General features: G+C 55.9%; 15 protein-coding genes, 1 tRNA gene and 1 pseudogene. 10 read left to right on the forward strand and 7 right to left on the reverse strand.

Annotated features, from left to right (window positions below; translation table 11 throughout):
* Window positions 1–31: 31 nt before the first annotated feature.
* Window positions 32–787 (forward strand): annotated as a pseudogene (locus AC2FJZ_RS01960) (IS3 family transposase); the annotation flags it as partial.
* 30 nt (window positions 788–817) lie between these two features.
* Here AC2FJZ_RS01960 and AC2FJZ_RS01965 read toward each other — a convergent pair.
* Window positions 818–1,171 carry a hypothetical protein gene (locus AC2FJZ_RS01965; protein ID WP_496775892.1) on the reverse strand — a complete coding sequence of 118 codons (354 nt, stop codon included), beginning with the start codon at window positions 1,169–1,171 and terminating at the stop codon, window positions 818–820.
* A 163-nt stretch (window positions 1,172–1,334) separates the two neighbouring features.
* A tRNA-Cys gene (locus AC2FJZ_RS01970) sits at window positions 1,335–1,408 on the reverse strand.
* A gap of 226 nt (window positions 1,409–1,634) precedes the next feature.
* Between AC2FJZ_RS01970 and AC2FJZ_RS01975 the strand changes: the two genes are divergently transcribed.
* The 3 genes from AC2FJZ_RS01975 to AC2FJZ_RS01985 all read left to right on the forward strand — a co-directional run bounded on the left by AC2FJZ_RS01975 (window position 1,635) and on the right by AC2FJZ_RS01985 (window position 4,651).
* On the forward strand, window positions 1,635–2,288 hold the full coding sequence (locus AC2FJZ_RS01975; protein ID WP_050601998.1) for a protein-L-isoaspartate O-methyltransferase family protein: 654 nt from the start codon (window positions 1,635–1,637) through the stop codon (window positions 2,286–2,288).
* A gap of 94 nt (window positions 2,289–2,382) precedes the next feature.
* Window positions 2,383–3,801: a TolC family outer membrane protein gene (locus AC2FJZ_RS01980; RefSeq protein WP_496775893.1), complete on the forward strand. Its 1,419-nt coding sequence runs from the start codon at window positions 2,383–2,385 to the stop codon at window positions 3,799–3,801.
* Window positions 3,802–3,874: 73 nt separating this feature from the next.
* On the forward strand, window positions 3,875–4,651 hold the full coding sequence (locus AC2FJZ_RS01985; protein ID WP_496775894.1) for a hypothetical protein: 777 nt from the start codon (window positions 3,875–3,877) through the stop codon (window positions 4,649–4,651).
* Between the two features lie 3 nt (window positions 4,652–4,654).
* On the opposite strand, the gene AC2FJZ_RS01990 is transcribed toward AC2FJZ_RS01985, so the two are convergent.
* Entirely contained in the window at window positions 4,655–6,112 is a 1,458-nt protein-coding gene (locus AC2FJZ_RS01990) for a cobyric acid synthase (RefSeq protein ID WP_496775895.1), read from the reverse strand.
* Window positions 6,113–6,174: 62 nt separating this feature from the next.
* On the opposite strand from AC2FJZ_RS01990, the gene AC2FJZ_RS01995 reads away from it, so the two are divergent.
* Entirely contained in the window at window positions 6,175–6,744 is a 570-nt protein-coding gene (locus AC2FJZ_RS01995) for a cobalamin biosynthesis protein CobQ (protein WP_496775896.1), read from the forward strand.
* 82 nt (window positions 6,745–6,826) lie between these two features.
* Here AC2FJZ_RS01995 and AC2FJZ_RS02000 read toward each other — a convergent pair whose 3' ends face one another.
* Entirely contained in the window at window positions 6,827–7,147 is a 321-nt protein-coding gene (locus AC2FJZ_RS02000; protein ID WP_037310273.1) for a DUF6280 family protein, read from the reverse strand.
* Window positions 7,148–7,365: 218 nt separating this feature from the next.
* Here AC2FJZ_RS02000 and efp point away from each other — a divergent pair, with 218 nt between their 5' ends.
* A complete protein-coding gene (gene efp, locus AC2FJZ_RS02005) occupies window positions 7,366–7,929 on the forward strand; it encodes an elongation factor P (RefSeq protein ID WP_050602003.1) in 564 nt (187 codons plus the stop codon).
* Window positions 7,930–7,982: 53 nt separating this feature from the next.
* Here the strand turns inward: efp and AC2FJZ_RS02010 are convergent, their stop codons facing one another.
* Together AC2FJZ_RS02010 and ygfZ are read right to left on the reverse strand one after the other, a co-directional pair.
* Window positions 7,983–8,924 carry an ABC transporter transmembrane domain-containing protein gene (locus AC2FJZ_RS02010; RefSeq protein ID WP_496775897.1) on the reverse strand — a complete coding sequence of 314 codons (942 nt, stop codon included), beginning with the start codon at window positions 8,922–8,924 and terminating at the stop codon, window positions 7,983–7,985.
* Between the two features lie 112 nt (window positions 8,925–9,036).
* Window positions 9,037–9,774 carry a CAF17-like 4Fe-4S cluster assembly/insertion protein YgfZ gene (gene ygfZ / locus AC2FJZ_RS02015; RefSeq protein WP_496775898.1) on the reverse strand — a complete coding sequence of 246 codons (738 nt, stop codon included), beginning with the start codon at window positions 9,772–9,774 and terminating at the stop codon, window positions 9,037–9,039.
* Window positions 9,775–9,847: 73 nt separating this feature from the next.
* Between ygfZ and AC2FJZ_RS02020 the strand changes: the two genes are divergently transcribed.
* The 3 genes from AC2FJZ_RS02020 (at window position 9,848) to AC2FJZ_RS02030 (ending at window position 13,100) form a co-directional block, all read left to right on the forward strand.
* A complete protein-coding gene (locus AC2FJZ_RS02020; protein ID WP_496775899.1) occupies window positions 9,848–10,522 on the forward strand; it encodes a TIGR04283 family arsenosugar biosynthesis glycosyltransferase in 675 nt (224 codons plus the stop codon).
* Window positions 10,523–11,390: 868 nt separating this feature from the next.
* Window positions 11,391–12,161 carry an alpha/beta hydrolase gene (locus tag AC2FJZ_RS02025; protein ID WP_496775900.1) on the forward strand — a complete coding sequence of 257 codons (771 nt, stop codon included), beginning with the start codon at window positions 11,391–11,393 and terminating at the stop codon, window positions 12,159–12,161.
* Between the two features lie 99 nt (window positions 12,162–12,260).
* Window positions 12,261–13,100: an EamA family transporter gene (locus AC2FJZ_RS02030; RefSeq protein ID WP_496667337.1), complete on the forward strand. Its 840-nt coding sequence runs from the start codon at window positions 12,261–12,263 to the stop codon at window positions 13,098–13,100.
* Between the two features lie 15 nt (window positions 13,101–13,115).
* Here AC2FJZ_RS02030 and AC2FJZ_RS02035 read toward each other — a convergent pair whose 3' ends face one another.
* Entirely contained in the window at window positions 13,116–13,397 is a 282-nt protein-coding gene (locus AC2FJZ_RS02035; RefSeq protein ID WP_496775901.1) for a DUF1496 domain-containing protein, read from the reverse strand.
* A gap of 302 nt (window positions 13,398–13,699) precedes the next feature.
* On the opposite strand from AC2FJZ_RS02035, the gene AC2FJZ_RS02040 reads away from it, so the two are divergent.
* Entirely contained in the window at window positions 13,700–14,362 is a 663-nt protein-coding gene (locus tag AC2FJZ_RS02040) for a DUF3644 domain-containing protein (RefSeq protein ID WP_496775902.1), read from the forward strand.
* Window positions 14,363–14,420 lie beyond the last annotated feature (58 nt).

Raw genomic sequence — 14,420 nt, forward strand, 5'->3', positions numbered from 1 at the left:
AACAACTGATATACAAAAAAGGTACTCAGGCCTGGCCCTGAAGGAAAGTGAGCTTTCCCCGCGTGAGTTGGCAGTTCGCTTCTCCGACACAGAAAAGTACTTTGTGTCAGAGGCTTCGGTCTATCGCATCCTCAAGTCTTACGACCTGATCACCAGCCCGGCCTATGTGGTTCTATCGGCGGCCGACGAGTTCCGGGACAAAACCACTCGGCCGAACCAACTCTGGCAGACCGACTTCACTTACCTGAAGGTCATCGGCTGGGGCTGGTTCTATCTGTCGACCATCCTCGATGATTACAGCCGTTACATCATCGCCTGGAAGCTCTGCACGACGATGAAGGCCAGTGATGTCACCGATACGCTGGACCTGGCTTTGCAGGCTTCGGGCTGCGATCAGGTGACGGTTCTACACAAACCACGCCTGCTCAGCGACAACGGGTCCAGCTACATCTCTGGTGAGCTTGCCGAATGGCTGGAAGATCAGAAAATGGATCATGTTCGAGGCGCGCCATACCATCCGCAAACCCAAGGCAAGATCGAGCGCTGGCACCAGACTCTCAAGAACCGCATCTTGCTGGAAAACTACTATCTGCCCGGTGACCTTCAGCAGCAGATCGATGCTTTCGTCGATCACTACAATCACCGGCGTTACCACGAAAGCTTACAAAACCTCACGCCCGCTGATGTCTACTTTGGACGCGGACAGACCATTCTAAAACAACGAGAAAGGATCAAGCGAAAGACCATCGAAACCCGGCGCTTGCTTCACCGCAAATCCGCCGCATAATCAATCCAACCAGATGAGCCACGCTCTCTCTTAGATCAGAGCGCCATCTGTCCCAAAATCTCTGACGACGGACAAGATGTAGTCTTTGTAAGCTTGTTTGCCCGTCCCATTCTCCAAAGCCTCTTGCATGCGCTTGATGGTATACGAGGCAACATGCTTGAATTTGCGTGTTTGTGCAGGGAGGTTGTTTTTAATGCGCGCCTTGGTCTCGTGGTACAATTCAATTGCGCGCTCTTTGGCTTCCTCTAAGTCGTCCGTCTTTGTGCTTTTCACAACACGTTTGCCGTTGTCCAAAGTCAGCCGCACGTACCAATTTTCGCTGCCCTGGCGCTTATCCAGCTTCAGTTTTTTGTGCACATTTACAGTAGTAACGCCGTAGCTCATCGCGTGCTGCTTCGCCTAGTTGCCTGTTTTTTCTCAGTATACGGCAAAAGGTCTCAAAATGCAGTCGAATCTGCACGCGGACTGTGTACGAGTTGTGCACGAAAATTACGCGACTACATCTTGTGTTGATGGACGCTAATCGGCCAAAATATACAAGATGTTGTGGAGGCGAGTACCGGAATCGAACCGGTGTACACGGATTTGCAATCCGCTGCGTCACCACTCCGCCAACTCGCCTTTTCAAGTAAAATCAAATACTTGCCGTGGTGTGCGTGGGGTTTTAACAGCTTTCCTCTGGGGCGTCCAGAGGATTGCGTGCAATTTTGAAGGCAAGATTGAAATTTGCGATATCCCGTGAACATTTTTTGAGGCGGCGCAACCGGGTTGCGGCAACAGGGCCGTTGCTGCACGGATCAGGATGTGGCACAAGCCCGACATCCTTGGGAATGAGACGAGATATCCAATGACAGATTTCGCAGCCCGGCGCCGCACAATGGTTGATACACAGGTCCGACCCTCTGATGTCACCAAGTTCCCGATCATTGACGCGATGTTGCACGTCCCACGCGAGAACTTCGTGCCGGACGCGCAGCGCGAAGCGGCCTATGTCGACGATTTGATCGAAATGGGCAATGGTCGCGCGATGATCGAGCCTCGGACTCTGGCCAAGATCTTGGACGCGTTGAACATATCCAATGATGAGATGGTTCTCGATATCGCTCCGGCCATGGGGTATTCCACGGCGGTGGCCGCCCGGATGGCGCAGTTGGTTGTTGGTGTGGAAAGTGACGAGGCGCTGGCGGCTGAGGCGCAAAGCCTTCTGGCCGAGGCGGATGTGGACAACGCAATCATCCACGTGGGCCCGCTTGAGCAGGGCGTGGCTGAGCACGGCCCCTACGACGCGATTATGGTACAAGGCGGCGTCGAGCAAATTCCCCAAGCGTTGCTTGATCAGCTTAAAGAACACGGCCGGATCGCCTGTCTGTTTGTTGACGGCAACCTCGGCACCGTGCGGATCGGTCGGAAGTCCGGCGGTCAGGTCAGCTGGCGTGACGCGTTTAACGCCAGCGCACCTGTTCTGGAGAGTTTTTCGGCCGAGTGTGCATTTTCGCTATAGTCCGCCGATAGATTTTTCTTCCGCCTTGATTAGTTGAAAACAAGGCCGCAAACTGCCTGTAGGGCAGTGTAATTTCGTTTGAGAGGATTTCGGTATGCGTGGTACGGCGACAGGTAAGATCGTCAAGGCGTTTGCGGTGACCGCAGGACTTGCCATCAGCGTGATGCCAGGGCGTGTAGCGTGGGCAGATAACATAACAGACGCCTTTATCGGCGCGTATAACACAAGCGGCCTGTTGGAACAGAACCGGGCGCTGTTGCGGGCTGCGGACGAAGATGTGGCTATCGCGCTTTCGGCGTTGCGGCCGATCATCAACTGGACGGTGCAGGTTAGCCAGGATTATACCCGCTCTCGGACCTCCAATGTGGTCACGACCAATGAACCATCGCGGTTCTTTACGGGTCTGACGCTGGGCCAACTTCTGTATGATGGTGGCGCTTCGCTTCTGGGCAAGCAATCTGCGCAGGAAACTGTACTGTCGACCCGGCAAACCTTGATCGACATTGAACAACAAGTTCTGATCCGTGCGGCAAATGCCTATTTGGGCGTGTTACTGCAGGAAGAGACTGTAGAAATCCGTCAGAACAACGTCGAGGTTTCGGCCGAGGAACTTAGGGCATCGAATGACCGCTTTGAGGTTGGTGAAGTCACCCGCACGGACGTCGCCTTGTCCGAAGCGCAGTTGGCGAGCTCGCAGGCGGACCTCGCGGTTGCGCGCGGTGAACTGAGCATCGCGCAGGCCGAATATGTGAATGCTGTCGGTAAGGCGCCGGGGCGCACCGCAGGCCAACCGAGCCTGCCCAACCTGCCACGGTCCGAGGCCGAGGCAGTCGGCCTAGCGCAACGCAACCATCCGGCGATTCTGTCTGCGCAGCATCAGGTGCGCGCGTTCGACCTGATCGTGCAGCAACAGCGGGCCAATCTTGGTCCAAATGTCAGCCTGAACGCGGATGCAGGCGTGTCCGAAAGCTATGACAACGACGATTATATCAACGATGCAACTATCTCACTGAACTTCAATCAGCCCATCTATGCGGGTGGTCGTTTAGCCGCGAACGTGCGGCGCGCAATGGCGACACGGGATGCATCGCGTGCGAATCTGTTGAATGTGCAGAAAAACATCACGCAGGGCGTTACCGACCGTTATGCGGCGTTCCTGGCGGCCAGCGCCAGCCTTCGGGCCTCGACTGAGCGGGTTCGCGCGTCACAGGTCGCCTTCGACGGCATTCGCGAAGAAGCGACATTGGGTGCCCGGACAACTCTGGATGTATTGAACGCTCAGCAGGACCTTTTGGATGCGCAGCTGGCCGAAGTTGCTTCGCGCACCGAACGCTCGCGCGCCGCTTATCAGTTGTTGCAGGCTCAGGGCTTGCTGACGGCAGAACGTCTTGGGTTGGCGGTACAGATCTATGATCCGACCTTGTACTATAACCTGGTTAAAAAAGCGCCGGCACAGGTCAGCAAACAGAGCAAAGATCTGGATCGCGTCCTCAAAGCATTGCGTCGCGACTGATCGGCCATACTATTTGTTGTGAGGTTGGGATTGTTTGGCTACACTCGATCCGAGGATAGAGCGGTAGAGAACAATGACTGATAACGTCGTAAAAGCAGGGATCGAAGATGTTTTGTCTTCGGTCAAACGTCTGGTAAGCGAAGACCACCGCGATAAATCCGTCTCGGATCAACAGCCTGTATCCAGAAAGCCGGGACGGCTGGTTCTGACGGATGCTTTGCGTATCGGCACCCCGACTCAGGTCGATGAGACTCCCGAGTTTGTTGGCACGGGCCTAAAAAGTTCCGACTCGGCCAAGCCGATGTTGTTGCGGGCTTGCGATATCGTCGAGGCGGGCAAACCGGCTAATGCCGTTGAGGATGAGGTAGAGGCAGACGCGCCGAATTCTGCTGCATCGACAGATGCGGCAACCAGCTTGAGCGCGAAGATCGAAGCGCTGGAAGCGGCCATTGCGCAAACAGAAGATCAGTGGGAGCCGGACGGTGACAGCGAAGACGCCTATTCCGGGACGCCGTCGCAGTCTTTGCCTTGGAATGTAGAAGAAGAGTTCGCCGCAGCCGCTTCTTTAGGCGCTGTCGAAGTCGAGCAAGCCGATGCGCCCGCAGAGGACGAAGACGTACACGTTCAGGCAGAGTTTATCCGGTCGCCTCGGGTTGAATCCGAGGTGATCGAAGAGGCTGCCGAAGACGAAATGACAATCGATATGGATGAAGAGGCGTTGCGCGCCCTGATTGCCGAAGTTGTCCGGCAAGAGTTGCAGGGCACAATGGGCGAACGGATCACACGGAATGTGCGCAAGATGGTCCGGCGCGAGATCGCACGTGCTCTGGCCGCAAAAGAGCTGGGCTAAAGCTCAGCCGCGCTGAGGTGACTGGGCAAGGCTCAGCAGCAGATCAAGATCCATGTGGTGCTCAAGATGGTCGGCCAGATCGTCCAACGCCTGTTCTACGCCGTCCTCGTAAGCGACGTCCGAGGTCACGCCCAGTTTTGAAAGATAGTGCGTCCGGAACGTGTCGGACGAAAAGATGCCGTGCAGATAGCTGCCTTTGATCCGTCCATTGGCGCTGGCAGCACCTTCCGGCTTGCCTTCAACCTCCAGCCATGCGCGGGCGCGATCAGGGCCATCGGTATGACCCATGTGGATTTCGTACCCGCTGACTGGATTCCGGTCGGGCAGGGCATGGGCTGATCGCAGGATAACGTGTTTTTGCCCGCCCATGACGGTGTCAACGTCCAGTAAACCCAGCCCATCGACCTTGCCCGGTCTTCCGTCGACACCATCAGGGTCGGAAATGCTTTTGCCCAGCATCTGGTACCCACCGCACAGCCCCAGAACATGCCCACCCCGGCGCACATGGCCATAGAGGTCGATATCCCACCCCTGCGCCCTGAAATATGTCAGGTCTGCGATGGTGGATTTGCTGCCGGGCAGCAGAACCAGATCGGCGTCACCGGGCAGGGGACGTCCTGCGGGAATGATCTCGACACTTACGCCGGGCTCAGCCGATAGCGGGTCGAGGTCGTCGAAATTGGCCATGCGTTCAAGCTGAGGCACAACGACCTTGCACCCGCCACCAGTATGAGAGCGAATGTCCATCATATCCTCGGCAGGCAATTTCCACGCGTCTTGAAACCATGGAACCACGCCCAGACAGGGCCAACCTGTGCGGGTGGCGATGTCATCGCGCCCCTCGTCGAACAAGGACACATCCCCCTTGAACCTGTTGACGGCAAAGCCCCGGATCTGTGCCAGATCGCCGCCTTCCAGCACAGCCTGAGTGCCGACGATCTGTGCGATCACACCGCCACGATGGATGTCGCCAACAAGAACCACCGGAACATCTGCTGCACAGGCAAAGCCCATGTTGGCGATATCACCTTTGCGCAGATTGGTTTCAGCTGGGCTTCCCGCGCCCTCGATCAAAACCAGGTCAGCATCCGCGCAAAGCCGGTCAAAGCTTTCCAGCGCAGCCCCCAGCAGCTTGGACTTGTCCTTGCGGTAATCCCCGGCCTTCATCGTGCCCGCACGTTGTCCCTGAACGATGATCTGGGCGCCGGTGTCCGTTTCAGGTTTCAGCAAAATGGGGTTCATGTCGGTATGGGTCGCCCTCCGCGCCGCCCGGGCCTGAAGCGCTTGCGCACGGCCGATCTCGCCCCCGTTCTCGGTGACAGCCGCATTGTTCGACATGTTCTGTGGCTTGAACGGAGCAACCCGCATACCCCGCCGTGTAAAGGCCCGCGCAAGCCCGGCCACCAGCACCGATTTTCCGACGTTGCTGCCGGTACCTTGAATCATGATGGCGCGAACCATGGTTTGTCTCCTATATGTCGGGGCGCAGATGACCTGATTTGAACCAAAAGGGAAAGCCCCGGATGAACACGCCAGCGCATCTTTTGATCGGGGCCGCTGCTTTTGCCCGGCCTCCGCAGGGGCGTATCCTGTTGGCGGCATTGCTGGGGGCGGTACTGCCGGATCTGTCCCTGTATCTCATGGTGGGGGTGTCGCTGTTTGTTTTGGGCATTCCGGAACAGGTGGTCTTTGGGCAACTCTACTATTCACAGACCTGGCAGACCGTCTTTGCCATCGACAACTCCTTTATCCTTTGGGGGAGCGCACTGTTATTGGCAGTGTGGCGCGGTTGGCATTTTGTTGCTGTCGGGGCTGCGGCAGGTCTGTTGCATTTGGCGACAGATTTTGTGCTGCACGCCGGGGACGGACGACCCCAGTTCTGGCCGCTGAGCGATTGGGTGTTTCACAGCCCTGTCAGCTATTGGGACAGCGCCCATCATGCCTTGTGGGTGGCACCGGTTTCCGCGTCAGTGTGTTTGGCAGCCTATGTTGTGCTGTGGCAGCGCGGCCTGTCAGTTTGGGGCAGGGCCCTGTTTGGCTCGATGCTGGCGGCTGAAATCTGGGTGGCGCGACAGTGGCTGTTGTTTTTCTAGGCGCGCGAATTGCATGACACGGCAAAGAAAAACGCGCTCTGCCTGTCAGAGCGCGTTTTTTCTGGTGCGAAATCGCCTGGGATCAGGCGGCTTCAGCTTGCTGAGCGGCATTACGACGCTCGCTTTCTTCGCGCGACAAAGCGACCGAGGTGCGCACGCCACGGCCAACGAACTCCATCAGTCCGCTGACAACCCGTTCATTCGGGTCAATACCTGCGCAGGACAGCACTTCGCGCCCATCGCGCGAACGCGCCCAGCGGGCGATTTGTTCGGGGCCATTGCCGTATTTCTTGTCATCGGCGATGGCATCATCAAGTGCAGCCAACACAACGGCCGCGAAAAGTTTGCGCGCACGATTGCCTTGCTCATTGTTAAAGGCAGTGCCGTCAACGAAATCTCTCATCTCGTCTTCCTTGTTGTTCTTGCTCTTGCATTTTCGGCGTGAGGGTCCTTATGACCTATTAGGTGCGATTCGGATACAGATAAAATGCATAGTTGCGTTGCGTCACTTGCATAGCTTGCTGCAAGTGCAGCACTAGGTGTCGTTGTCTTGTCAGGTGTGGTCCCGCCAGATATAGGGGCCGCAACTGATGCATCAACCGTTTGTGAAGGATTTATGTAATGCCCAAGATAAATGGGAACGAAATTCGCCCCGGCAATGTGCTTGAGCATAACGACGGCCTGTGGGCAGCGGTCAAGGTAGACCATGTAAAGCCGGGCAAAGGCGGTGCGTTTGCCCAGGTCGAACTGCGCAACCTGCGCAATGGCTCGAAATTGAACGAACGCTTCCGGTCAGCGGACAAGGTTGAGCGCGTCCGCCTGGAACAGAAAGACCAGCAATTCCTTTACGAATCCGACGGGATGCTGGTGTTCATGGATACAGAGACCTACGAACAGATTGAATTGCCGGCAGATTTGCTGGGTGAACGTCGTCCGTTCCTGCAGGATGGCATGACCATCGTTGTTGAATTCTACGAAAGCGAGGCGCTGAACGCGACGCTGCCGCAGAAAGTGACCTGCAAGATTGTCGAGACCGAGCCTGTTGTCAAAGGTCAGACCGCGGCAAATTCGTTCAAGCCTGCGATTCTGGACAATGGCATGAAAGTTATGGTGCCGCCTTTCATCGGTCAGGATGAAATGATTATCGTAAACACGGAAACGATGGACTATTCCGAACGCGCGTGACGTTTGGAACTATTGGCAAGAGACCGTGCAGGCGCCCGCTGCGCGGTCTTTTTTTAAGCGGTGGGGCGGTAACGATAGCGTGTCGGATCGGGGCCAAACAGTTCCAGCATCAGCTCATATTTGATGCGATTGGCGCTGACCTGACGATAGAATGCGATCAGAAATGCGGTCGGGCCCTGAATTCGGCTGAGCCCACTGGTGGCCGCCACCACGGTGCCCACATCCGTTTTTCCCTGCAATACCAGATAACCGCCCAGCATCAGAATGCCGACGGTACCGGCGCCGTTGATTACGCTTAGCAGAAACTTGGCCGACAGCTTCCACAGGAACATCCTTCGCCGCGTGACATAGATGTCGTCAAACATGGTGTTGATGTCCCGCTCGACGGCTTCGATGTCCTCGGTCGTCAGCCGGTCCGTGGCGCTGCGCAGGATACGGACACGTTCTGCTACGAAAATGTTCACTTTGCGTTGCGAGACCAAAACGATGATGATTTGCGGCACGATCATCGAGAAGGCGATTAGCCCCAAACCGGGTTGCGTGGATGAGATATATCCGATCACGCTGATCAACGTACCGATCTGAACCACCGGATCCGAGAATGCGCCCCCTGCGAATTTCCCCAACTCTTCGGCCTCGGCGGAAATGGCCGTGGTCATGGTGCCTTTGCGTAGGTCCTCACCGGTTTCTTTCAGGTCGGTTGAACGCCACAGCAAACGCTGCCGGATAAGCCGGATCATGTCTTCACCCAAGGTGCCAGCCCGGTATCCAAGGATCCATTTCAGCACAAGGCTCAGCAGGATAACGGCCATCATGCCGATACCCAGCTGGATCAGCTTCTCAGTGCCCACATCTTCAGTTGTTAGGTGGTTGACGATGTCGCGCTGAAACTCAAGGGGAACGGCGGCCAGGGCAGCAATGGCGATGGACAGCACGATAAGAACGATCTGCCGTCCGGAACTGGCGCGCCAGATCGCGGAATATAGTCGAAACATGGGTGTATCCAGTTTGTCCTGTTTCCCGCAGTTTGGCAGGGCTGGGGAACAGGTTCAAACTTGGCGATATGTGTCGACGATGTGGTCGTGCTGATTAGGCAACAAGCGGCGCTTAGTCCGTCAATCGCACCGTGGCCTCGCCCGCCTGCATTTCACCATCTGCGCGGTCAAAACGCAGGTAGGCAATCGCGTGGCCCCCGGATTGAGTGAACAGGGTGCCTATCGATTTGCCATTGGCCGTGATCTCGGTCCCCACAGGGGCTGTGCCGTCAACAACGACGCGGCGCAGACCTTTGCGCAGTTCGGTCTTGTGCTTCATGCGCGCGGTCACTTCCTGACCTACATAGCAGCCCTTTTTGAAATCCACACCGTTCAGAATGTCAAAACCGGATTCAAGGATGTAGCTGTCTTGGGACAGCTCAGTTCCAGCCTCTGGAATGCAATGTTGAACGCGCAGCGCATCCCAATCGGTGCCGTCATCTTCTTCCGGTGCTGTGGAATACATGCGCCAGCCCATGTCCGGGTGACGCGGGTCGGGCAAGGCGATCTCTGGCGCGGCACCTGTTCCGCGCTGCAGATGCAGATCGGCGCCTTCGATCGCCACATCCGCACGCAGCTTGTACATGCTCAGACGCTTGATCAGATCATCGGCGAGGTGCTCGGCCACATCCAGCAAAACGCCGTCGCCGTCACGCTTCAGGAAAAAGTCCGCCAGATACTTGCCTTGCGGCGTCAGCAGCGCGGCATAGACCAGCCCGTCATTCAAACCCTGAATGTCATTGGTGATCAGGTCCTGCAAAAAACTTTCGGTGTCCGAGCCGGTCAGGCGCAGGATGCGGCGGGTGGGCATGGCTTGGTCCTCGTCATTTCCTTTGGCCTCGTGATATAGGAAGATCCGCCGCCAAGACCAGAGGGTATCAGACGTGCCAGCCCCGATCTCTGTTGTGATTCCGACCCTGAACGCCGCTGGTGCCTTGCCCGCATGTCTTGAGGCGTTGATGGAGGGTCTGCACACCGGGCTGATCCGCGAGCTGATCATCAGCGATGGGGGGTCTACTGATCCAACACTGAAGATCGCGGAAGAGGCCGGTGCCCGGGTTGTGGCGGGTGCACCGTCGCGCGGCGGACAGTTACGACGTGGCTGCGCAGAGGCCGGTGGGGACTGGATGCTGATCCTGCACGCGGACACCGTGCTGCAACATGGCTGGAGTGAGGCCGTAAGCGCCCACCTTTCCAGCGGCACACCTGCAGCGTTCCGGTTGGCATTTCGGGCGCACGGTATTGCGCCAAGATGGGTCTCGGGCTGGGCCAATCTGCGCAGCAGGGTTTTTGGGTTGCCCTACGGGGATCAGGGACTTTTGGTGCTGCGCGATGTCTACCAAGCCGCAGGCGGCTATCCGGACCAACCCTTGATGGAGGATGTAGAGCTGGTGCGTCGCTTGCCCCGAATGACACTGCTTGAGATCCGAGCCTTTACGAGCGCGGAGCGGTATGAGCGGGCGGGGTGGCTTCGGAGGGGTACTCGGAATCTGTGGACGCTGTTGCGCTATTTTCTGGGAGCAGATCCGCAGGTGCTGGCGCAGGCGTATCGGCGATAAGTGCCGTACGCAGTTCGACCAGTGATTTTCCCAACCGGAACGGGGCTGCAAAACTGACAAGGCACAGGGCCACGATTTGAAGAACCAGAATATGAGCGTTGGCCTGCAAATACTCCCACTCGTCTTTCAGTTTGCCAACCTGATCGATCAGATCATCATAGCTTTGGGCCAGGATCAGGTAGTCCCCTGCAATAGCAGGTACTTTCCGGCGCATGTTGTCGATGGCGGTTTGCGTTTCGTCGTCCAGAGAGGTGAAGACCAGAAACTGGTCGATATCGAAGGCATCAGCTTTCGCGGCAGCACTGCGCATTTCATCCATGTCATCCTTGGCTTGACCTCCGAACAGGAAATGCAGGCCCTGAAGCGGGGCGACCTCATTGGTGACGGCTATGAACAACGGAAGTTCCGAATTGCTGGCGGTCGAGGCCGAGAGGAATTCGACCTTTTCGCATAAAACGGCCGTGTCCGGGTCGAAGGCCGGATCACAAAAGCGCAGGCGAAACCGAGCGGCGTCACGATCAAAGGCCAGTGTGGCCGCATAAGCCACATCGATCTGACGATCCAGCCGTGAGCTGTCCGAGGTGTAAAGCCCCGCCAGAACAGCGACCAACGCCCCGATACCGCCCAGTACGACCCAGACCAGATCGGCCAGCTTCCAGGCCCGATGACCGGCCGGTTTGCGGAACAGAAATGCCGTTCCGATACATCCCACCACAAAAAACAGAATCAGCAGAGGCAGTTGGTTGTCGGTCACAAAACTCATGAGCCCGATCTTAGGACCTGACCTGCGTCCTGCAACAGGGATCACGCGCAGTTGTAACATCTTACCGAATGTTCATACTGACCGAAGAGCCACGGGAGATTGTCGATGACAAAAGACATTGTTCTGATTCATGGGGCATTTGCCGGACCCTGGTGTATGCAGGATTATGCGACCTTCTTTCGTGATCGGGGGTGGACTGTACACACCCCCGCCTTGCGTCATCATGGCGATGACCCGAAAGCCGATCCTGACCCTGGGCTGACTAAGACCAGCGTGCTGGATTACACTGACGACATTGCGGAGTTTGTGCAGGGTCTGGACAGCAAGCCGGTTCTGCTTGGCCACGCCATTGCGGGTGTTGTTGCGCAGCAGGTGGCCGCGCGAGGTCTGGCCAGCGCCATTGTGCTGATCAACCCCAATGCGCCCTGGGGCACCTTGCCCGCAACCGACGATGAGCGCGCTGTGCCGCGTGCGTTGATGGAAGGTGGGGCCTTTTGGAAACAGCCCATGCGGGTTGAGTTCGACCTGATGGCGCCCTTTGCGCTCAATAAAATGGACGAGGCACAACAACACGCCGTGTTCGATCAACTGGGGGCCGAAAGCGGGCGCGTTATGTTCGAGATGTTCTTCTGGATGTTCGATGACCATCACGCGATCAAGGTTGAGTTCGACAAGGTCGACTGCCCAGTTCTGGTCGTTTCAGGCGCAGAAGACCGGGCGGTAAATCCAGACACATGCCGCGCCCTGGCAGAGCGTTACGGAGAACGCGGAACTTTTCTGCTGGTTCAGGACCACGCGCATTTTCTGTTTATGGAGCCAGGCTGGCAGGGGCCTGCTGAGCAAATCGAAAGCTGGTTGAATACACAGCCCATTTGAAACCGGGTTGACAACAATCAGATTTTTGGCCGAGATCGCGCCAAGTGAATAGGGCCACAGACCCTTTTTGCGCATAGTATCTGCGGGAAAGGACCAGGCATGACCCTATTCGTCATCCTCATTATTCTGTCTGCAGCACTGCTTCATGCGGTTTGGAACGCCATCGTCAAGACCGCGGCGGATCGCACGACCATGTTGGGGCTCGTTGCATTTGGTCACGTGTTGCCAGCGACTGTTATGGTGATGGTCCTGCCCTTGCCCAGCGCCGAGAGCTTTATCTACATCCTGCTCTCGACCGTTGTGCATTTCGGGTATTACTTCATGCTGGGCAAAGCCTATCAGCATGGGGATCTGAGTGTGGTTTACCCCATCGCCCGAGGCATCGTTCCAGCACTGGTTTCGCTTTGGGCGATGGTTCTGGTGGGTGAGGTGCTGCCATTGCAGGCGTGGGGTGGCATTGCCCTTATCGCATTTGGCATTCAGCTGAGCAGCTGGAAGGCGCTGCGCTCGGGTGTGGGGCGCAGTGCGCTGGGCTTTGCAGTAGGCACCGGATTTTGCATTTCGATCTACTCGGTTGTGGATGGGATCGGCGTTCGGCTGTCGGGCAACACACTCAGCTATTGGGCCTGGGGCGCTTTCCTGCACCTGTTCATTGCCGGCTTTGTCGGGGTCAAGAAGCGCTCGAGCCTGAAGTACATACCTGCCAAGGTTTGGATGACGGGCATTCTTGGCGGGCTGGTCTCGATGACCGCTTATGGTCTGGTGCTTTATGCCAAGAATTTTGCCCCGCTGGGCGCCGTTTCCGCGCTGCGAGAAACCTCGGTCATCTTTGCCGCGCTGATCGGGTTCATCTTCCTCAAGGAAGGCAATTGGATACGACGGCTGGGGGCCGCCGCACTTATGGCCATCGGTGTTGCCTTGATCGGGCTGGCCGTCTGATCACGGATGCAGGGCTCAGTTATTGGTCGAGAATGTGCTCTGCGGTTTCCATTTCAGAGTGCCGTCGTTATCGCGGTGGCAACGCAACAGGCGTTCCTGAACCGTGCTGACCGTATTGGTAACCGTGTTGTCGCCGACCATCAGAACAAAGGCGTCCTCGGAATAGGCCATGCCGTCGTAATAGCAAAACCGGCTCTCGGCCCCGTCCGGAATGGGGGATGCGGTGCTGAGCATCTGCTGCGCATGGGCTTGTGAGGCCAGCAGCGTCAGGGCCAGCCCAAAGGTAATAGTTTTCATGTCGTCCTCCCGTTCGAAATCTGTTGTTGGTCTAATCGGGTCTTGGACGCTCGGAACCTCAAATGTCGTTCTTGATGACGGATTGAGGGTAAGTGTGAACGAGATCAACGGGTTAGGCAAGGGGGTGTTCAAAGTGAGAGATTAAAACAGAACTGTTAATTGAGGAGTGAGAGTTCGTTGGCGCATACTGAATTCATGGCCATTGACCTGTCACATAGTCGCAGGGTGTCAGAGAAAAATCGCTTGATAACTACCTAAGGTGGAACGATATTTTCCATATTTTAGTAGATTGAGAGGAATGAATGTTTCAACAAGGAACCACCGGAGGTCTCAACGAAGAAGAAAAGAAGATTGTAAAATTTTTACTTTCAAAAGACTGGACCAATCAAGATATTCAAGCTCTCATTAACCTTGAACGACCTGCGACAATCAACTTTGCAAGGATTTCCGACGTAAAGAATGATCCTAGTATTAATCCTTGCTCAAAGGACCGGTTTGACGAGTTTCAAAGGTTTAAAAGGTCTTTTGATCTCAAAACTGGGCTGAACCCATTTGTTGATGAAAGGCTTATTAAGTCCAGAGAAGCGATGAAACTTGCGGTTAGTGTTTTTAACAATCCATCTTTTCAATTTAGAGCAGAAAATTTTTCCGTTTTAGCAAACATTGCTTGGACATACTTAATGCTCGAGTATTCTGAAAGAAATGGAATGCCATTAACTAGGAGGGATGGAAAAGCTGTTTCCTTAAACGATTTTGTTAAGAGTAAGGACTGTCCATTCACAGATGGTGTCAAAAAGAACATAAGCGCGCTAATAAAGATTCGAGACGCAACTGAACACACTGTATTAGGTCCGCATGACGAAAGTTGGATAGGTATTTTTCAAGCTAACTGCCTAAACTATGAACAGCAAATTTCGAGTATATTCGGTGAAAGGCTGTCCCTATCTAGGGTCAGGACCCATTGATTTTCGTTTTGCAGCATGATTCACGGTTCTAAAACTGAGCGGTGAACATGTCTGATCT

Source organism: Ruegeria sp. CDSA079 (assembly GCF_059612245.1).